Source organism: Brachyspira sp. SAP_772 (assembly GCF_009755885.1).
GTDB lineage: Bacteria > Spirochaetota > Brachyspiria > Brachyspirales > Brachyspiraceae > Brachyspira.
The window spans coordinates 276490-292187 of record NZ_VYIX01000003.1 but is presented as its reverse complement, the minus strand read 5'-3'; the positions used below and the strand labels follow the sequence as shown (position 1 = coordinate 292187).

10 protein-coding genes and 1 rRNA gene are annotated in these 15698 nt (G+C 30.1%); 7 read left to right on the top strand and 4 right to left on the bottom strand.

The features are described 5' to 3' along the window. The first annotated feature begins 130 nt into the window (after nt 1-130). The 6 genes from GQX97_RS10995 (at nt 131) to GQX97_RS10970 (ending at nt 8505) form a co-directional block, all read left to right on the top strand. Nucleotides 131-1162 carry a 2-oxoacid:acceptor oxidoreductase family protein gene (locus tag GQX97_RS10995; protein WP_157152004.1) on the top strand — a complete coding sequence of 344 codons (1032 nt, stop codon included), beginning with the start codon at nt 131-133 and terminating at the stop codon, nt 1160-1162. Between the two features lie 14 nt (nt 1163-1176). After that, entirely contained in the window at nt 1177-3441 is a 2265-nt protein-coding gene (locus GQX97_RS10990; RefSeq protein ID WP_157152003.1) for a thiamine pyrophosphate-dependent enzyme, read from the top strand. Between the two features lie 80 nt (nt 3442-3521). Further along, nucleotides 3522-4535, top strand: a complete 1014-nt coding sequence (locus GQX97_RS10985) for a polysaccharide pyruvyl transferase family protein (protein ID WP_157152002.1) — start codon at nt 3522-3524, stop codon at nt 4533-4535. An 800-nt stretch (nt 4536-5335) separates the two neighbouring features. Further along, on the top strand, nt 5336-7285 hold the full coding sequence (gene metG, locus GQX97_RS10980) for a methionine--tRNA ligase (RefSeq protein WP_157152001.1): 1950 nt from the start codon (nt 5336-5338) through the stop codon (nt 7283-7285). Between the two features lie 33 nt (nt 7286-7318). After that, on the top strand, nt 7319-8089 hold the full coding sequence (locus tag GQX97_RS10975) for a cell division protein FtsQ/DivIB (RefSeq protein ID WP_157152000.1): 771 nt from the start codon (nt 7319-7321) through the stop codon (nt 8087-8089). An 11-nt stretch (nt 8090-8100) separates the two neighbouring features. Continuing rightward, nucleotides 8101-8505 carry a hypothetical protein gene (locus GQX97_RS10970; protein WP_157151999.1) on the top strand — a complete coding sequence of 135 codons (405 nt, stop codon included), beginning with the start codon at nt 8101-8103 and terminating at the stop codon, nt 8503-8505. 234 nt (nt 8506-8739) lie between these two features. Here the strand turns inward: GQX97_RS10970 and GQX97_RS10965 are convergent, their stop codons facing one another. The 4 genes from GQX97_RS10965 to GQX97_RS10950 form a co-directional block, all read right to left on the bottom strand. After that, the gene (locus GQX97_RS10965) at nt 8740-10191 is read right to left on the bottom strand and encodes an HD-GYP domain-containing protein (protein ID WP_157151998.1); all 1452 of its coding nucleotides are present in this window, start codon (nt 10189-10191) and stop codon (nt 8740-8742) included. Nucleotides 10192-10288: 97 nt separating this feature from the next. Next, on the bottom strand, nt 10289-10666 hold the full coding sequence (locus GQX97_RS10960; RefSeq protein ID WP_157151997.1) for a YkgJ family cysteine cluster protein: 378 nt from the start codon (nt 10664-10666) through the stop codon (nt 10289-10291). Beyond that, entirely contained in the window at nt 10666-12828 is a 2163-nt protein-coding gene (locus GQX97_RS10955; RefSeq protein ID WP_157151996.1) for a LysM peptidoglycan-binding domain-containing protein, read from the bottom strand. The genes GQX97_RS10960 and GQX97_RS10955 overlap by 1 nt, the downstream gene beginning before the upstream one ends. Nucleotides 12829-12832: 4 nt before the next feature. Further along, nucleotides 12833-13585 (bottom strand): hypothetical protein, encoded by a 753-nt coding sequence (locus GQX97_RS10950; protein WP_157151995.1) that lies wholly within the window; start codon nt 13583-13585, stop codon nt 12833-12835. Nucleotides 13586-14176: 591 nt separating this feature from the next. On the opposite strand from GQX97_RS10950, the gene GQX97_RS10945 reads away from it, so the two are divergent. Next, nucleotides 14177-15689 (top strand): 16S ribosomal RNA (locus GQX97_RS10945). Nucleotides 15690-15698: the final 9 nt, after the last annotated feature.

Here is a 15698-nt window from a genome sequence, read left to right as displayed (position 1 = left end):
AATAGATAAAAATAAAATATTCATAATATTTAATTTGACTTTTATATATTTTGTAGTAGAATATATAGGTTGATATATAAGAGTATTAACCCAAAAATCACATATTTTAATAATAAAGGAGAATAAAACTGTGAAACTCCCAAAAGTCAATGATTTAGGATTTTTCGAGATTCGTCTCGAAAGTATCGGTGGAATGGGTGCTAATAGTGCTGGTAAAATGCTTGCAGAAGTAGGCGTTTTAACTCAAGGTTTCTATGGTGCTGCATTCTCAAGTTATGGTTCAGAAAAGAAAGGTTCTCCAGTAAAATCTTTTGTAAGGTTTTCAGAAACTGAAGTTAGAGTAAACTCTACTGTAGAAGAACCCCACGTAGTGGCAGTGTTCCACATGAATCTTCTTAAAAACCCTCTTACTTTAGCTGGCGTTAAAGAAGATGCTATTGTTATTTTTAACACTAATAAAACACCTGATGAGGCAAGAGATTTTGCTAAATTACATGGTGGTAAAGTAGTTTGTGTTGATGCAATAAAAATTGCTAATGATTTGAAACTTCCTTCACAAGCCGCTAACACTATTATTATGGGTGCTATGGTTAATCAGCTTGATTTCATAGATTCTGCTAAATTTGAAGAACAAATTAGAAAACAATTTGGCGGAAGAAAAGCTGAATTAGTTGAGCCAAATATTGAGGCTTTCAGAAAAGGCGGAAGTGAATCTGTTGTTAAAGAATTCAAAGCAGATGGCAAATATCCATATATTCCTTATAAAAAACCAGAACCTGTATATGGTAAAAACAACCAATTAACAGGCGGATACATCAGTGCTGCTGGTAACTCTACTTTAAAAGACTTACAAGTTACTCGTACTGGTAATATACCTGTATTTAATCCTGCTAATTGTATTGATTGTGCTAACTGTGAAGTTGTTTGTCCTGACCTTTGTATCGTTTGGGAAAAAGGACCAGACAGGAAAGACCCTAATAAAACAGCTATGAACATGATGGGTATCGATTATCAATATTGTAAAGGTTGTTTAAAATGCGTTAGAGCTTGCCCTAAAGGACCTTATTCTGGTAAATTTGAAAAAGATCAGCAGGCTTTAAGAATAGAAGTAGAAGCTAATTGTGATGTTGATAAACTTACATACAGTCGTTATAAAAAATAATAAGGAGCGTATAAATGGCACAAAAATATAATCTTGCTGAGCAAGAAAACATACTTGAAAGTGGTAATGAATTAGCAGCCATTGCAGCCGCTCAAATCAATTATCACGTTATGGGTTATTACCCAATCACTCCATCTACTCAAATTGCTGAGTACTTAGATGAAATGAAAGCTAATGGCAGACATACTGTTTGCATGATCCCCGGTGACGGTGAGCATGGTGCAGCTGGTATTTGTTACGGTGCTGCTACTGCTGGCGGTAGAGTATTCAATGCTACTTCTGCTAACGGTTTACTTTTTGCTATGGAACAATTACCTGTTCAAGCGGGAACAAGATTTCCTATGGTATTAAACGTTGTAAACAGAACTGTTTCTGGTCCATTAGATATTAAATGTGACCAATCTGACATAATGATGGCTCTTAACACTGGTTGGATTATCATTATGGCTCATACTACTCAGATGGTTTATGACTTCAATATATTTGCATTAAAAATTGCTGAGAAAGCTAAACTTCCTATCATTGTTTCTTCTGATGGATTCTTTACTTCTCACCAAAAGAAAAAAATCCACCTTTTCAAAAATGATAAAGATGTTCAAGATTTCTTAGGTAAATATACTCCTGAAGTTACTTCTGTTGAGCCTACTAAAAACCCTGTTACTATTGGGCCTTACATGAATGAAGATGAATTAACAGGTAGTAAATTACAACTTTCTCAAGCTTTAGAAGATTCTAGAGCTATTATTGCTGAAGTATTTGAAGAGTTTGCTTCTCTTTCTGGAAGAAAATACTCTCCTATAGAAACTCATAATATGGAAGATGCTGAAGTTGCTTTAATGCTTTGCGGTTCTGCTTATGAAACTGGTACTTTGGCTGTTGATGAAATGAGAAAAGCTAACCCTAGTCTTAAAATAGGTGCTTTTGCTATTACTCAAATTCGTCCTTTCCCTGAAAAAGAATTACAAAAATTACTTGCTAATGTTAAAGTAGTTGTTGTAGGGGACAGACAAGATACTTATTCTGGTATGGGCGGTAACATGTCTACTGAGATTAGAGCTGCTCTTAAAAATGATCCTAACAACAAATCTTCTATCGTTAGCAGAGTTTATGGTCTTGGCGGTACTGAGTTTACTCTTGATAAAGCTAAAGAATTATTTGAATTAGGTTTAAAAGAATTAGCTTCTGCTGGTTCTGTTGCTAAACATGATTACTTAGAGCAGTATATGGGTGATCCTAATGTTAAAATGAAACCTATTCATGAACCTCTTACTTTAGAGAGTCAAAAATCTGGTATCACTGTTACTATGAACGAACAAACTCATAAACTTGATGTTAAAGTTCCGCCTCTTAGAGAATTAACTGGTAAAGCTTATCGTTATGCTCAAGGTCATGGTGCTTGTAACGGTTGCGGTATATTCTCTGGTATCAATACTTTCATGAAAGGTATAGAAGGTGCTGTTGTACTTTTGGTACATACTGGTTGTTCTATGGTTGTTACTACTGGTTATCCTTACAGCTCTTATAGAACTACTTATGTTCACAACTTGTTCCAAAACGGTGCTGCTACTCTTTCTGGTATTGTTGAAATGTATCATGAAAGAAAAAGAAGAGGAGAAATAGACGGACCAGAAGATCCTACATTCATAATGGTTACTGGTGACGGTGGTCATGACATAGGTATGGGACCTTCTATTGGTGCTGCTATTAGAAATCACAAAATGATTATCTTAGAATATGATAATGAAGGATACATGAACACTGGTAACCAATTATCATTCTCTACTCCATTAGGTCATAGAACTTCTACTTCTAACGTTGGTAAAGCTGAAGTTGGTAAACAATTTGGTCACAAAGACGTAGCTCAAATATTTAATGGTTGTCATATACCTTATATTGCTACTGGTTGTGAAGCTTATCCTTTAGATTTAGTTAAAAAAGCTGCTAAAGCTCAATGGTATGCTAATAACGTTGGTACTGCTTTCGTTAAACTTCTTATCACTTGTCCATTAAACTGGAAAACTCCTGATGATATGGGTAAAGATATTATTAAAGCTGCTGTTGATTGTTGTTTCTTCCCATTATATGAGGTTGAACAAGGTATTACTACTATCACTAATATGGTAGCTGATGATAAAAAACAACCTGTTACTGAATGGTTAAAATTAATGGGTAAAACTAAACATCTTCTTAAACATCAAGACATACTTGATAAATTCCAAGCAGATGTTGATAATAGATGGGCTCGCTTAAAAGCTATGCATGAAAGTCCTGTTCTATAATAAATTATTATTAGAACATAAATAAATATAACGGTTGTTAATGAAATATTAGCAACCGTTTTTAATATAAGGAAAATTTTATGTTACATTATATACATTATATAGATTATAAAAATATAGGAGATATGTTATGCGGATATTATAATTTTTTTCAAGATTTATATAAATATGATATTTATATACATAATATTTCGAATATTAATTTTCAAATTATAAAAAAATCTGATACTGTAATTATAGGTGGAGGAGGATTACTATATAATAATGATAGTCATAACCACAATATAAATAGATTATTAGATTTATCTAATAATGTTATATTTTGGTCATTGGGGTTCCATAATAGACCAAATCAAATAGTAAAAGAAGATATACAATTTAATAAAGTTGCGTTATTATCTATAAGAGATTATAATCATGAATCTAATATAAAATATGTACCTTGTGCTACATGTATGATTCCATATTTAGATTATGATTCTAATCTAATTAAAAGAGATATCGGAGTAGTTAGACATGCATTTTTTCAAAAAGTTTTTGATTATGAAACTATCACTAATAGTAGTAGTATTGAAAACATTGTTAATTTTATATCATCATCAAATATTATATTAACTAATTCTTATCATGCAGCATATTGGTCAGCTTTGATGAAAAAAAAGGTGATCATATATGGAAAATTTGCAAATAAATTTGATTATTTTAAATATAAACCAGTTGAATATTCAGGAAATATATTAAATGATATAGATAAATGTAATATTTACCACAATTGTTTAGACGAGTCTCGTGAGCTTACGGTAAATTATTTTAAAGAAATAAAAATATTTTTAAATGATACGGAAAAAAAATCTTATAATATAGGTTATGAAGAAAAAGATATTATTAAAGACCATATGCATTTTATTAATATGAGAAATATTATCTTAGCTCATACAATAAATGAATTGGATGGTAATGTAAATAAATTAAAGAGTACAATAAATGGACTATTAATTCTTATAAAAAAATTAATAGATAAAATAGTGTGGTTTATTCCAATAAAAAAATATAGAGATAAATTAAGAAATCATATGCTTGGATTAATAAAGTAATATTATAAAATTTTATCAGAATATAAATGTTGTAATTTTAAAATAGTTATGTAAAAAAATTAAGTAGATTATATTGTATATTTAATAGGCAATAAAGCTAAAATTTATATTTTATTTGCATGTAAGTTTGGCACATTGTATTTTAAGTATTTATTATGTAATTAAAAAAGTTATTATATTTTCCTAATTTATGATTTGTATTTTCTAAAGTTGATTTTTGAGTACAATTAATCATAAAACTTTTTTATATAAATTATGTTTGCTTTCAACAACTATATCATATAACTAAATGTGACTGTAATGTAAACTCTTTTAATCTAATTATTTTTACAAAATATATTTAATTATTTTTTATATGTCATTATGATGGATACGATTCTTACACTAGATGTTTGAATACAATGTATAAGTCTTTGTATTCAAATAACTTTATTAATAATTTTTTATTTATTGAGTCCTGATTATATTTTTAGGGTTTCTATTCTTATTTTATATGGTCTTATTTTCTTATGATATATTTTTTTAATTATAATAAGTTATAATCTAAATTTTAAAGTTTATAATTTTTTGTTTTTTAATTTATTAATAATTAATATTATATTTTTTATGATTTATATTATTTTATAGATATTTACTTTTTTATTTGTACTAATTAAAATTAGAAGGAATACCTACTTTATTTAAACTAAAAAGTGTGCAATATCTATTACTCCTAAACAATATATATAAAAATTTTATCTTTACAAAAAGCATTTATTTTAGTATAATTATCTAAGTATAGTTTTAGGGAGAAATAATAAATGACAGACAAAAAATTTTATATCACAACTCCAATATATTATCCTTCAGATTATTTACATATAGGACACTGTTACTGTACTATAGCGGCAGACACTATGGCGAGATATAAGAAAGTAATGGGGTATGATGTTTATTTTTTAACAGGTACTGATGAACATGGAGAGAAGATTCAAAGAAAAGCAGAAGAAGCTAAGACTACTCCCAAAGAATATGTTGATAATATAGTAGAAGCTACAAAAAAATTGTGGAAAAGACTTCATATAGATTATAGTCATTATATAAGAACAACAGATGATTACCATGAAAGAAGAGTACAAAATATATTTAAACAACTTTATGATAAAGGATATATTTACAAAGGCTCTTATAAAGGTCTTTATTGTGTGAGTGATGAAGCATTTTTCACAGAGAGTCAGGTTGTAAAAAAAGATGATGGAAAATGTTACTGCCCTGATTGTGAGAAAGAATTAGAATATAAAGAAGAGGAATGCTATTATCTTAAACTTTCTGAGTTTGGAGATTGGCTTATCAATTATTATAAAGAACACCCAGAGTTTTTAGAGCCTAAAGAGAGACAAAACGAGATGCTTAAAAACTTTTTACTTCCCGGTCTTGAAGATTTAGCTGTTACTCGTAAAGGTTTAAACTGGGGTATACCTTGCCCTATAGATAATGAGCACAGCATATATGTATGGATTGATGCTTTATCAAACTATATTACAGCTTTAGGTTATAGTGAAGAAGATGAGCTATATAAAAAATATTGGCCTTGCGATGTTCATTTTGTTGGTAAGGAGATAGTTCGTTTCCATGCTATTATATGGCCTATAATGCTTAAAATGCTTGATATACCGCTTCCAAAAAAAGTGTTTGGTCATGGTTGGGTGCTTTTTGATGATGGCAAGAAAATGAGTAAGAGTAGAGGAAATGTTGTTGATCCTAATACTTTAATAGATAAATATGGCGTTGATGCTTTAAGATATTTCCTTATGAGAGAGATTAATTTCGGTGTTGATGGATTTTATTCACAAGAGCTTTTCTTAAAGAGAATCAATAGTGATTTGGCTAATGATTATGGTAATTTGTGGCATAGAATCACTACAATGCTTGGAAAATATTTTGACGGTGTTCTTCCAGAAGAGGTTGAGAGTGTTTATTCTGACAGAGAGAGAGAATTAAAAAAGGCAGTGCTTACTTTAGATGCTAATGTAGAATCTGCTTTAGACTCTTTTAAATTTCAAGAGGCTTTATTTAACATTTGGGAAGTTATAAAGATGGTAAACAAATATGTTGAAGAGAGTGCTCCTTGGAATCTTGCTAAAGATGAAAGTAAAAGAGATCATTTAGCTAATGTAATGTATCTATCTTTTCAGGCATATTATATAGTAACTGCTTATTTACAGATATTTTTTGTAGAGACTCCTAAAAAGGTATTTAACAGACTTGGCCTTGGAGACAGTGTACCTTTGGAAGATGCTAAGAAGTGGGGTTCTTTAAAGGCTGGCATAAAAATAGAAAAGGGAGATCCTTTATTTAATAGATATGATATAGAAAAAGAGATTGGTGCTTCTTCTGAGGAAAACAAAAAAGAAGTTAATCCTCCTAAAGAAGATAAACATAAGCCTTATATAGAAAAAGAGGATTTTGAGAAGTTAGAATTATTAACTGCTACAATAGTTGTTGCTGAGAAAGTTGAAAATGCTGATAAGCTTTTAAAGTTTGTAGTTGATATAGGCGGAGGCGAGCAGAGAGTAGTTGTTTCTTCTATTGCTGAGTATTATAAACCAGAGGAGATGGTTGGAAAAACTGTGCTTTATCTTGCTAATTTAAAGCCTAAAAAGTTTAGAGGTGTTAATTCACATGGTATGCTTCTTTTGGCAGATAATGGAGAGACTCTTTCTCTTATGGTAACTGAGAAAGGTTTTAAAGCTGGATGCGAAGTAAATTAAAAGAAGTAAATAAAAAAAATAAAAATATAAAAAATGAAAAATAAAACTTTTAATGAAAGCAAATTAAGAAAAAAGCTTCAAAAAAATAAATTAAGTCAAAAGCAAAAAAAATTAATTAAGAAAATAATATTATATTTTTTAATAATAATATTTATTGTTGGCATTGGTTTTGTTTTTAATAAAGCTAAGGTTTTGAGAGTTGAGATAAGGGGGCTTAAATTAATAGCACCAATTACTGTAATAGAAGAAGCTAATTTGAGCGATTATAATAATAAAAGTTTATTTTTTATACCAAGAAAAGAAATAAAAGAAAGAATAGAAAAAAATATTAGACTTCAAGTAGACAGCATAAAAATATCTTTTCCAGATTTACTAATCATAAACATAAAAGAGAGAGAAACTTTATTTTTAGCAGAATCTCAAAATGGCATATACGAAATTACTGATGACGGATATATTATAAGAAATTCATCTATTTATAATTATGATGTTCCTTATATTACAGGTTTAACCATCACTTCAACAAATGAAAAAATAGAAAATGATTATACAAAATATTTAAGAAGCGTTTTATATGAATTAAAAACTAATAATTATGATATATATAATCTCATTTCAGAAATAAATGCCTTTGGAAAGGATTTAATACTTTATCCAAGGGGCTATCAGGTTCAGGTGATATTAGACAAATATGTTACAGCTAGTAAATTTGTTGATCTTGCTGCCATATTAAAAACGGTGCATGATCAGGCTACTTTAACTTATAGAATTGATTTTAGATTTAATGAAGCTATAATTAATTAAGGTTTATATTTATGAGAGTATCAGCAAAATATATTAACAAATTAGAAGATGATGAAGTTTTTGTATTTGGAAGCAATACTGAAGGCATGCATGCAGGCGGTGCTGCAAGAATGGCTATGAATTGGGGAGCTATATATGGCAAGGCTTTTGGTCTTCAGGGTAAAACTTTTGCTATTCCTACGGTTGATTATACGAGAAGCGGAAAGATGAGTGTTGATGAAATAAGAAAATATGTCGATGAGTTTTTAGATTTTACTATAAAAAATAAAGATAAAAAATTTCTTGTTACAGAGATAGGCTGCGGCATAGCGGGATTTAAAGTATCAGAAATAGCTCCTTTATTTAGAAGAGCGTTAGAATATAGTAATGTGTATTTGCCAGAGAGATTTATTAATTATTTAAAAGAGAATAATTGATATACTAAAAATTTTTAACTTAGTAAAAAATACAAGTATTATTTTATATTTTATTCATATTCCAAATATATAAAGCTAAAGTACTTGCACTTTTTGCAACTTTGACGAAGTCCGCAAAGCGAAGGCGGGAAAGAGTTGAATAAAATATTTATATTTTTATATGAAACTATATAGTACAATCAATAAATTAAAACACTTAAATATTTGTTATTTATTTAATCAAATATAATAAATCTATTCTAACTTAGAAGAAAGTAAATCTTTTTCTATAGAGTTGCTTAAAAACTCAACAAATACATCATAAAGTATAGGGTCTAACTTCACATGCTTTTCTATAAAATCTTCCTTCATAATGTTTAGAGCTTCTTCAGGAGTAAAAGTTTTTCCTCCTCTATATTTTCTTGCAGGGTCAATTAAAGCATCATATACATCTATTATCTCAAGCATCTTAGCAGGGAAATAAGCAAAAGCATCACAGTCATCTATTACCTTAGCCTCGTAAGACATTATTCTAGGTATTTGAAAGCTTGGTACTTTTTCTAATTTTAATTTGTATAAACGCTCATAAGGTCCATAACCAAGTCCATAATATTCATGATGCAAAGCAACAGTTAAAATAACCTCAAGAGAATATTCAGAAGTTTGACTTACAAGAGTATAGCTATTGAATAAATGTTTTTTTATTCTTTCATAATCTCTTCCAGATTCACCTTCAAAATAATCCAAATCTTTTACTTTACCTATATCATGAAGCAAAGCACCAATAGAATACAAGTTCATCTCTTTCTCTTCAACAAAACGCATACCATTATCAATACAATCTTCAAGTGTTCTAAAGTCTTCGTATATTCTGTATTTTTCTGAAGAAGTGGTCATATTCTCATAATATTTTTTATATACAGTAGGAAAAGCTGTTCTTATGCTATGTATTAAATTTCTTCTTTTTATGAGATTGTTATAAAATGCAAGAAAATTCACATAAGAAACAAAAACTCTATTTGAATGAGCCATTACTCCGCCGTCAGAATAATTTCTTAACTCTGTAAAAACCTTCTGCGTTTCTAAATTCTTTGAAAGCATATTAACTATTGTGTTTACCAAAGAAGTTGTAGTATCATTAATCTCTTGATTTTCCAATTTTGCCTGATCCTGTGTAAGTTCATTGCCTTTTATTTTTTTGATGCTTTCAAACATAGTAACTTTAGCAATAAGCCCAACATCATTACCAGCATCAACTATCTGCTGTGCTGTGTTTCTATTGATTGCATGTTTCTCATCAACTTTAATTTCTTTTAATTCTTTATTGTAAGTTTCAATTATATTTACTTTTTCATTATAACTCATTTTAGAGATTTCAGATATTTTTCTGCTCATCTCTTCTGCAGCTTCTTTTGGAGTTTGAAATACATATTTATTGGTTTCTATATATGTTGCAGCAGAGTTTGTATTTAATAATTTAAACTCATTTATAAAGTGTGAGAAACTCTTTGGAGCATATAATTTCACATTAGAATATTTAGGATTATCTATAACAAGGCTTAACTGTTCTGTTGGAAAAGCTATTATATTATTTTCTTTATCCATTCTAAATAATGGTATATTATGTGCTATTAAATTATCTTTTATTTCTTTTATTTCATCTAAAGTAAGAACGATATATTTATCAATATTTAATTCTTCAGACATACTTATTAATTTTCCTTAAATTATAATAATTGTGTGTAATTCTAGTATATAATATTTTATAAAAAAATAAAACAACTATTTTTTTATAAATTTCATATTATTTTTTCTTTTTAACTTTCACTCCCGGGCAAGGTCTATTGAATTTTCCAGATATTAAATTACCATTTTTATCAGTATATTCATTCCAATATGGAAATGTAGAGCATTGTTTTGGTTTAGCATCATTTATAATACATTTATTATTTTCATCTAAAAAAGGGCACTTATTTTCTTCATCAACTTTTATATGATATTCCAATGAATAACTATGCTTTAAATATTTATCTATAAATACAAGAGGATTGATATTCAAATAATCCGAAGCTTTTTTTATATCTTCTAAAGAGAAATATATATATCCATTTTCTTTACAGCATAACCCGCAACCGATACAAGAGAACTCTAATATATCATTTTTCTTTTTACTTTTTTTCATTATTTTATATTATTAGCAGCATTTCTCACTATATTAGATAAATTAGTTCTACCAAGCTCCATATATCTATCAGCAACTTTTATATAGGCATCATATAGATTTTTTTTTTCACTTGCATTCATATCTTCAATTTTTTTTTTGCCGTCATCAGGTATTATTATATTTACATTAAATACTATTTTATCAGGGTCAGTAAATATATTATCATTAGCAGCAAAAATCATAGGCCATTTTCTAGCATCTCCAAGCTCTTTTGTAGCAATAGAAGTTAAAGTATCTGTCCACTGAGTTTTATATAAATTACCATCTAAATATGTAGTAGCATTGTTTTGAGTGTTGTTTTGTGTTGCTGGTGGAGTAGGAGGGTTTGGTATTACAGGCGGATTAGGTAATTCAGGCTCTTTTGGAGGAGTAACATTTGTATTAATTGAGTTTGTTTTTACTGTTGTTGCTGTATTAGTATTTACTTGATTATTATTTGTTGTTCTATTTATCTGATTAGTATTATTATTAACATTTGTTGCAATGTTATTATTAGTTGCTATATTATTGGTTATAACCTTATTTGTATTATTATTTTGTTGATTAGTTATAAGGTTATTTCTATTGCTGCTTATAGCATTTATATTTGATATATCAGATAAGCTATCATAATCATTTGTCATTTCATTAAGATTTTCATTGCTTAATACATTTTCATTTGTAACTATATTATAAAAACCATCATCATTATTATCATTTTTGGAAGTAAAGAATTGAAAACCTAAGAATGATAATCCTAATATTATAATTATAATACCTATAATTGGTATTAGTTTATTTGATTTGTTTTCATCTTTTTTGTCAATAGAATGGTCTGGAACTTTGTATGGTTCTACAGGTTTTTTTTCTATTTCAGGTATAACAGTAGAAGTTTTTAATTCTTCTTCAGTTTCTATTATTTTAATATCTTTTTCTTCTAATTCTTTTAATTTTTGATTTGAATAATTTTGATAATCTTCTACAGGAGTATCATCGTCTATTTCTGCAGCATTTTCTATTGCTTTATCCATTTCTTCCTGATTAAACTTTGACTCTTCATTAACATTTTGCTGCATTATTGTAGGAAGTACAACTTTTCTATTTTTAAATATATCACCTTTAGTATAAGTTATTTTTTCTTTTATTTCTTCTTTTACTGTTTCTACTTTTTCGTCTATAACTTTATTTTCTACTTGTTCTATATCTTCTATATCGCTTTTTATTTTTTCTAATTCTTCTTTTATCTCTTGAGGTTCTTTAGTTTCTTCTTCTTTGTATTTATCAAAAGAATCAAAATGATATTTTTTTACAACTTCCTCTAAAGTTTGAGGTTTATCATTATTTTCTTTAAGAACTATATCATTTTCTTTTTTGTTAAGTACACTACTTACTATATCACTTGTTTTATTAAAAATATTTTCACTATTTTTTGTTTCGTTATTAACTTCTTTGTTAGTTGTTTCTTCTTCAACTTTATCATCTGTTACAACTAAATGTTTTTTTGCTACTATTGGTTTTGAAACATTTTTAGATTTAGCTCTTATAGCTTCTTTTAGTAAAGAAATAGATTCTCTTTCAGAAGGTTTTTCAGTTGTTTTTATTGGCTCTATTTTTCTTATAGTTGATGATGTTCTTAATGGAGTATAAGTTGTTTCTTTTGACGTTTTTGAAGATTTATCAGCATCATCATCTTTAGTAGCCATTTTTTTGAAAATATTATCTATTGTTTTTTGAGTATTATCTTTTTTTAAAGAAGTTAAAGGGGATACAGTTTTTTTAGTTGTATCTTTAGTATCAGTTTTTTTAACAGTATCTTTTTTTGTAGTGTCTGTTTTTTTAATGCTTGAAGCTGTTTTCTTTACTGTAGCAGATTCTTTAGATGTTGTTTCTTTATTAGAAGCTACAGCTTTTTTAACTGTTGAAGCTTTTTTTACAGATGCTTCAGTTTTTTTAGTATCAGTTTTTTTAGCTGTATCTTTTTTTGCAGTGTCTGTTTTTTTAATGCTTGAAGCTGTTTTCTTTACTGCAGCAGATTCTTTAGATGTTGTTTCTTTATTAGCAGTTTTTTTTGCTGCAGTAGTTTTTTTAGCTGTGGTAGCTTTTTTTGCTTCTTCTTTGTTTGTTGTTTTTTTTGTTGCCATATTTTTACTCTGTAATATTTTGTTTATTTTTTATTATTATATTTCTTATAGCATTCATTTTATCATTGTCAAATATGTTTTCTTTAATGTTTCCCTTTTTTAATAAATCTATAAGATATTTATTTAGGTCTATATTGTCATTGTTTAGATTATACTTCTTAACTATATAAACCGAATCAGCCATAAATTGTATTACTCTCAATTTATAACCATCGGAAGAGTATTTTTCTATTAATTTTTGCGGATTATCTATACCAAGATAGCTTAATTTATAACAAACTTTGAAAAATAGTTTATCTATAGCTTGTTTAACTTGCTGTTCTTTTTTAACTTTTTTGTTTATTGTGTATAGTACAGAAAAATCTCTTGGGCTAAAATGGCACATATCAGCAAAAAACTTTTCTTGATACGGCATAAGGTAATAATGACTTTTTACTTTAGATTCAACTCTAGTAATAAAATTGTTTTCTTCTAAAGTATCTAAAGATTTTACTATAGTAGCATTTCCCCCGATTCCTGCCTCATTTAGCATTTGAGAGTGAGTAGTTTTTGCTATGCCATTTTCGTAGTCATAATTAGCAACTAAAACTCTATATACTTCTTTAGCAGATAGGGGAAGTTTTTTCCATTTGTTGCTTTCTGTTAGAGATTTAGGAATGAAAGAACATAAATTAGCTATTGATATAAAAGTATCCTTATCTAAATTTTTGATACTTTCTAATTGTACCTTATTTATGATATCTAACATTGTTTCCAAAATACTTCTCTCCGATTATTATAGATTACTATATTACATTAAAATTGATATAAAATCAAGCTTAACAAAGAATTTTGTAATTATTAATTTTTTTTGCATTTATTTTAGAAATTTGGAAAAGTTTTGAAAATAAGTGAAAAAAATGTCTGGAACGGGTAAAAATTTCCATGTAAAAGGTATTTTTAGAAGAATTTAGGTTTAAATTTGAGCTGAATTTGATTCGAATTTGGAGTTTTTGAAATTTGGCTTTAAAAATATGTATAATATGTAGTATATATAGTGTAATTTTAAATAAATTGTGGAAAAATTTAAAAAAACTGGATTAAAACCTATTGCTATTTATCGCTCTCATGCTATAATAATAAAACAAACGATGAGAAATAAAAAAATCGCTTGAAACAAAAAGTTCTTTGAAATATGGATAGCAGAAGCTAGTTTAATAAAACAAAACACAACTGGTGTAAACGAACTTTTAATTAAGTTCGGAGACCTAAACGCGTTACAATAAGTAACAATTTCTTTGCTAAAAAGTAAATCATCACTTAGTAAAGTGATAAAATAAAGAATCGAAAACGATTCACTGAAAAAGTGAGTATGGAGAGTTTGATTCTGGCTCAGAGCGAACGTTGGCGATGCGTCTTAAGCATGCAAGTCGAGCGGGCTTATTCGGGCAACTGGATAAGTTAGCGGCGAACTGGTGAGTAACACGTAGGTAATCTGCCGTGAAGTGGGGGATAACCCATGGAAACATGGACTAATACCGCATATACTCTTGCTACATAAGTAGAGTAGAGGAAAGTTTTTTCGCTTCACGATGAGCCTGCGGCCTATTAGCTAGTTGGTGAGGTAAAGGCCCACCAAGGCAACGATAGGTAGCCGACCTGAGAGGGTGACCGGCCACATTGGGACTGAGATACGGCCCAGACTCCTACGGGAGGCAGCAGCTGAGAATCTTCCACAATGGACGAAAGTCTGATGGAGCGACATCGCGTGAGGGATGAAGGCCTTCGGGTTGTAAACCTCGGAAATTATCGAAGAATGAGTGACAGTAGATAATGTAAGCCTCGGCTAACTACGTGCCAGCAGCCGCGGTAATACGTAGGAGGCAAACGTTGCTCGGATTTACTGGGCGTAAAGGGTGAGTAGGCGGATTTATAAGTCTAAGGTGAAAGACCGAAGCTCAACTTCGGGAACGCCTCGGATACTGTAGATCTTGGATATTGTAGGGGATGATGGAATTCTCGGTGTAGCGGTGGAATGCGCAGATATCGAGAGGAACACCTATAGCGAAGGCAGTCATCTGGGCATTTATCGACGCTGAATCACGAAAGCTAGGGGAGCAAACAGGCTTAGATACCCTGGTAGTCCTAGCCGTAAACGTTGTACACTAGGTGCTTCTATTTAAATAGGAGTGCCGTAGCTAACGTCTTAAGTGTACCGCCTGAGGAGTATGCCCGCAAGGGTGAAACTCAAAGAAATTGACGGGTCCCCGCACAAGTGGTGGAGCATGTGGTTTAATTCGATGATACGCGAAAAACCTTACCTGGGTTTGAATTGTTAGATGAATGATTTAGAGATAAGTCAGACCGCAAGGACGTTTAACATAGGTGCTGCATGGCTGTCGTCAGCTCGTGTCGTGAGATGTTGGGTTAAGTCCCGCAACGAGCGCAACCCTCACCCTCTGTTGCTACCGAGTAATGTCGAGCACTCTTAGGGGACTGCCTACGTTCAAGTAGGAGGAAGGTGGGGATGATGTCAAGTCCTCATGGCCCTTATGTCCAGGGCTACACACGTGCTACAATGGCAAGTACAAAGAGAAGCGAGACCGCGAGGTGGAGCAAAACTCAAAAAAGTTGCCTCAGTTCGGATTGGAGTCTGAAACTCGACTCCATGAAGTTGGAATCACTAGTAATCGTAGATCAGAACGCTACGGTGAATACGTTCCCGGGGATTGTACACACCGCCCGTCACGCCATCGGAGTTGGTTTTACCTGAAGCCGTTAGCCTAACCGCAAGGAGGGCGGCGTCGAAGGTGGGACTGATGATGAGGGTGAAGTCGTAACAAGGCAGCCGTACCGGAAGGTGTGGCTGGATCACCTCCTTTATTCGGAGT

Bases quoted from the DNA above. Each gene is read 5' to 3' on its own strand.
- GQX97_RS10975 (WP_157152000.1), top strand. From the start codon at position 7,319: ATGAAAAATAAAACTTTTAATGAAAGCAAATTAAGAAAAAAGCTTCAA.
- GQX97_RS10985 (WP_157152002.1), top strand. From the start codon at position 3,522: ATGTTACATTATATACATTATATAGATTATAAAAATATAGGAGATATG.
- GQX97_RS10990 (WP_157152003.1), top strand. From the start codon at position 1,177: ATGGCACAAAAATATAATCTTGCTGAGCAAGAAAACATACTTGAAAGT.
- GQX97_RS10960 (WP_157151997.1), bottom strand. From the start codon at position 10,666: ATGAAAAAAAGTAAAAAGAAAAATGATATATTAGAGTTCTCTTGTATC.
- GQX97_RS10965 (WP_157151998.1), bottom strand. From the start codon at position 10,191: ATGTCTGAAGAATTAAATATTGATAAATATATCGTTCTTACTTTAGAT.
- metG (WP_157152001.1), top strand. From the start codon at position 5,336: ATGACAGACAAAAAATTTTATATCACAACTCCAATATATTATCCTTCA.
- GQX97_RS10955 (WP_157151996.1), bottom strand. From the start codon at position 12,828: ATGGCAACAAAAAAAACAACAAACAAAGAAGAAGCAAAAAAAGCTACC.
- GQX97_RS10970 (WP_157151999.1), top strand. From the start codon at position 8,101: ATGAGAGTATCAGCAAAATATATTAACAAATTAGAAGATGATGAAGTT.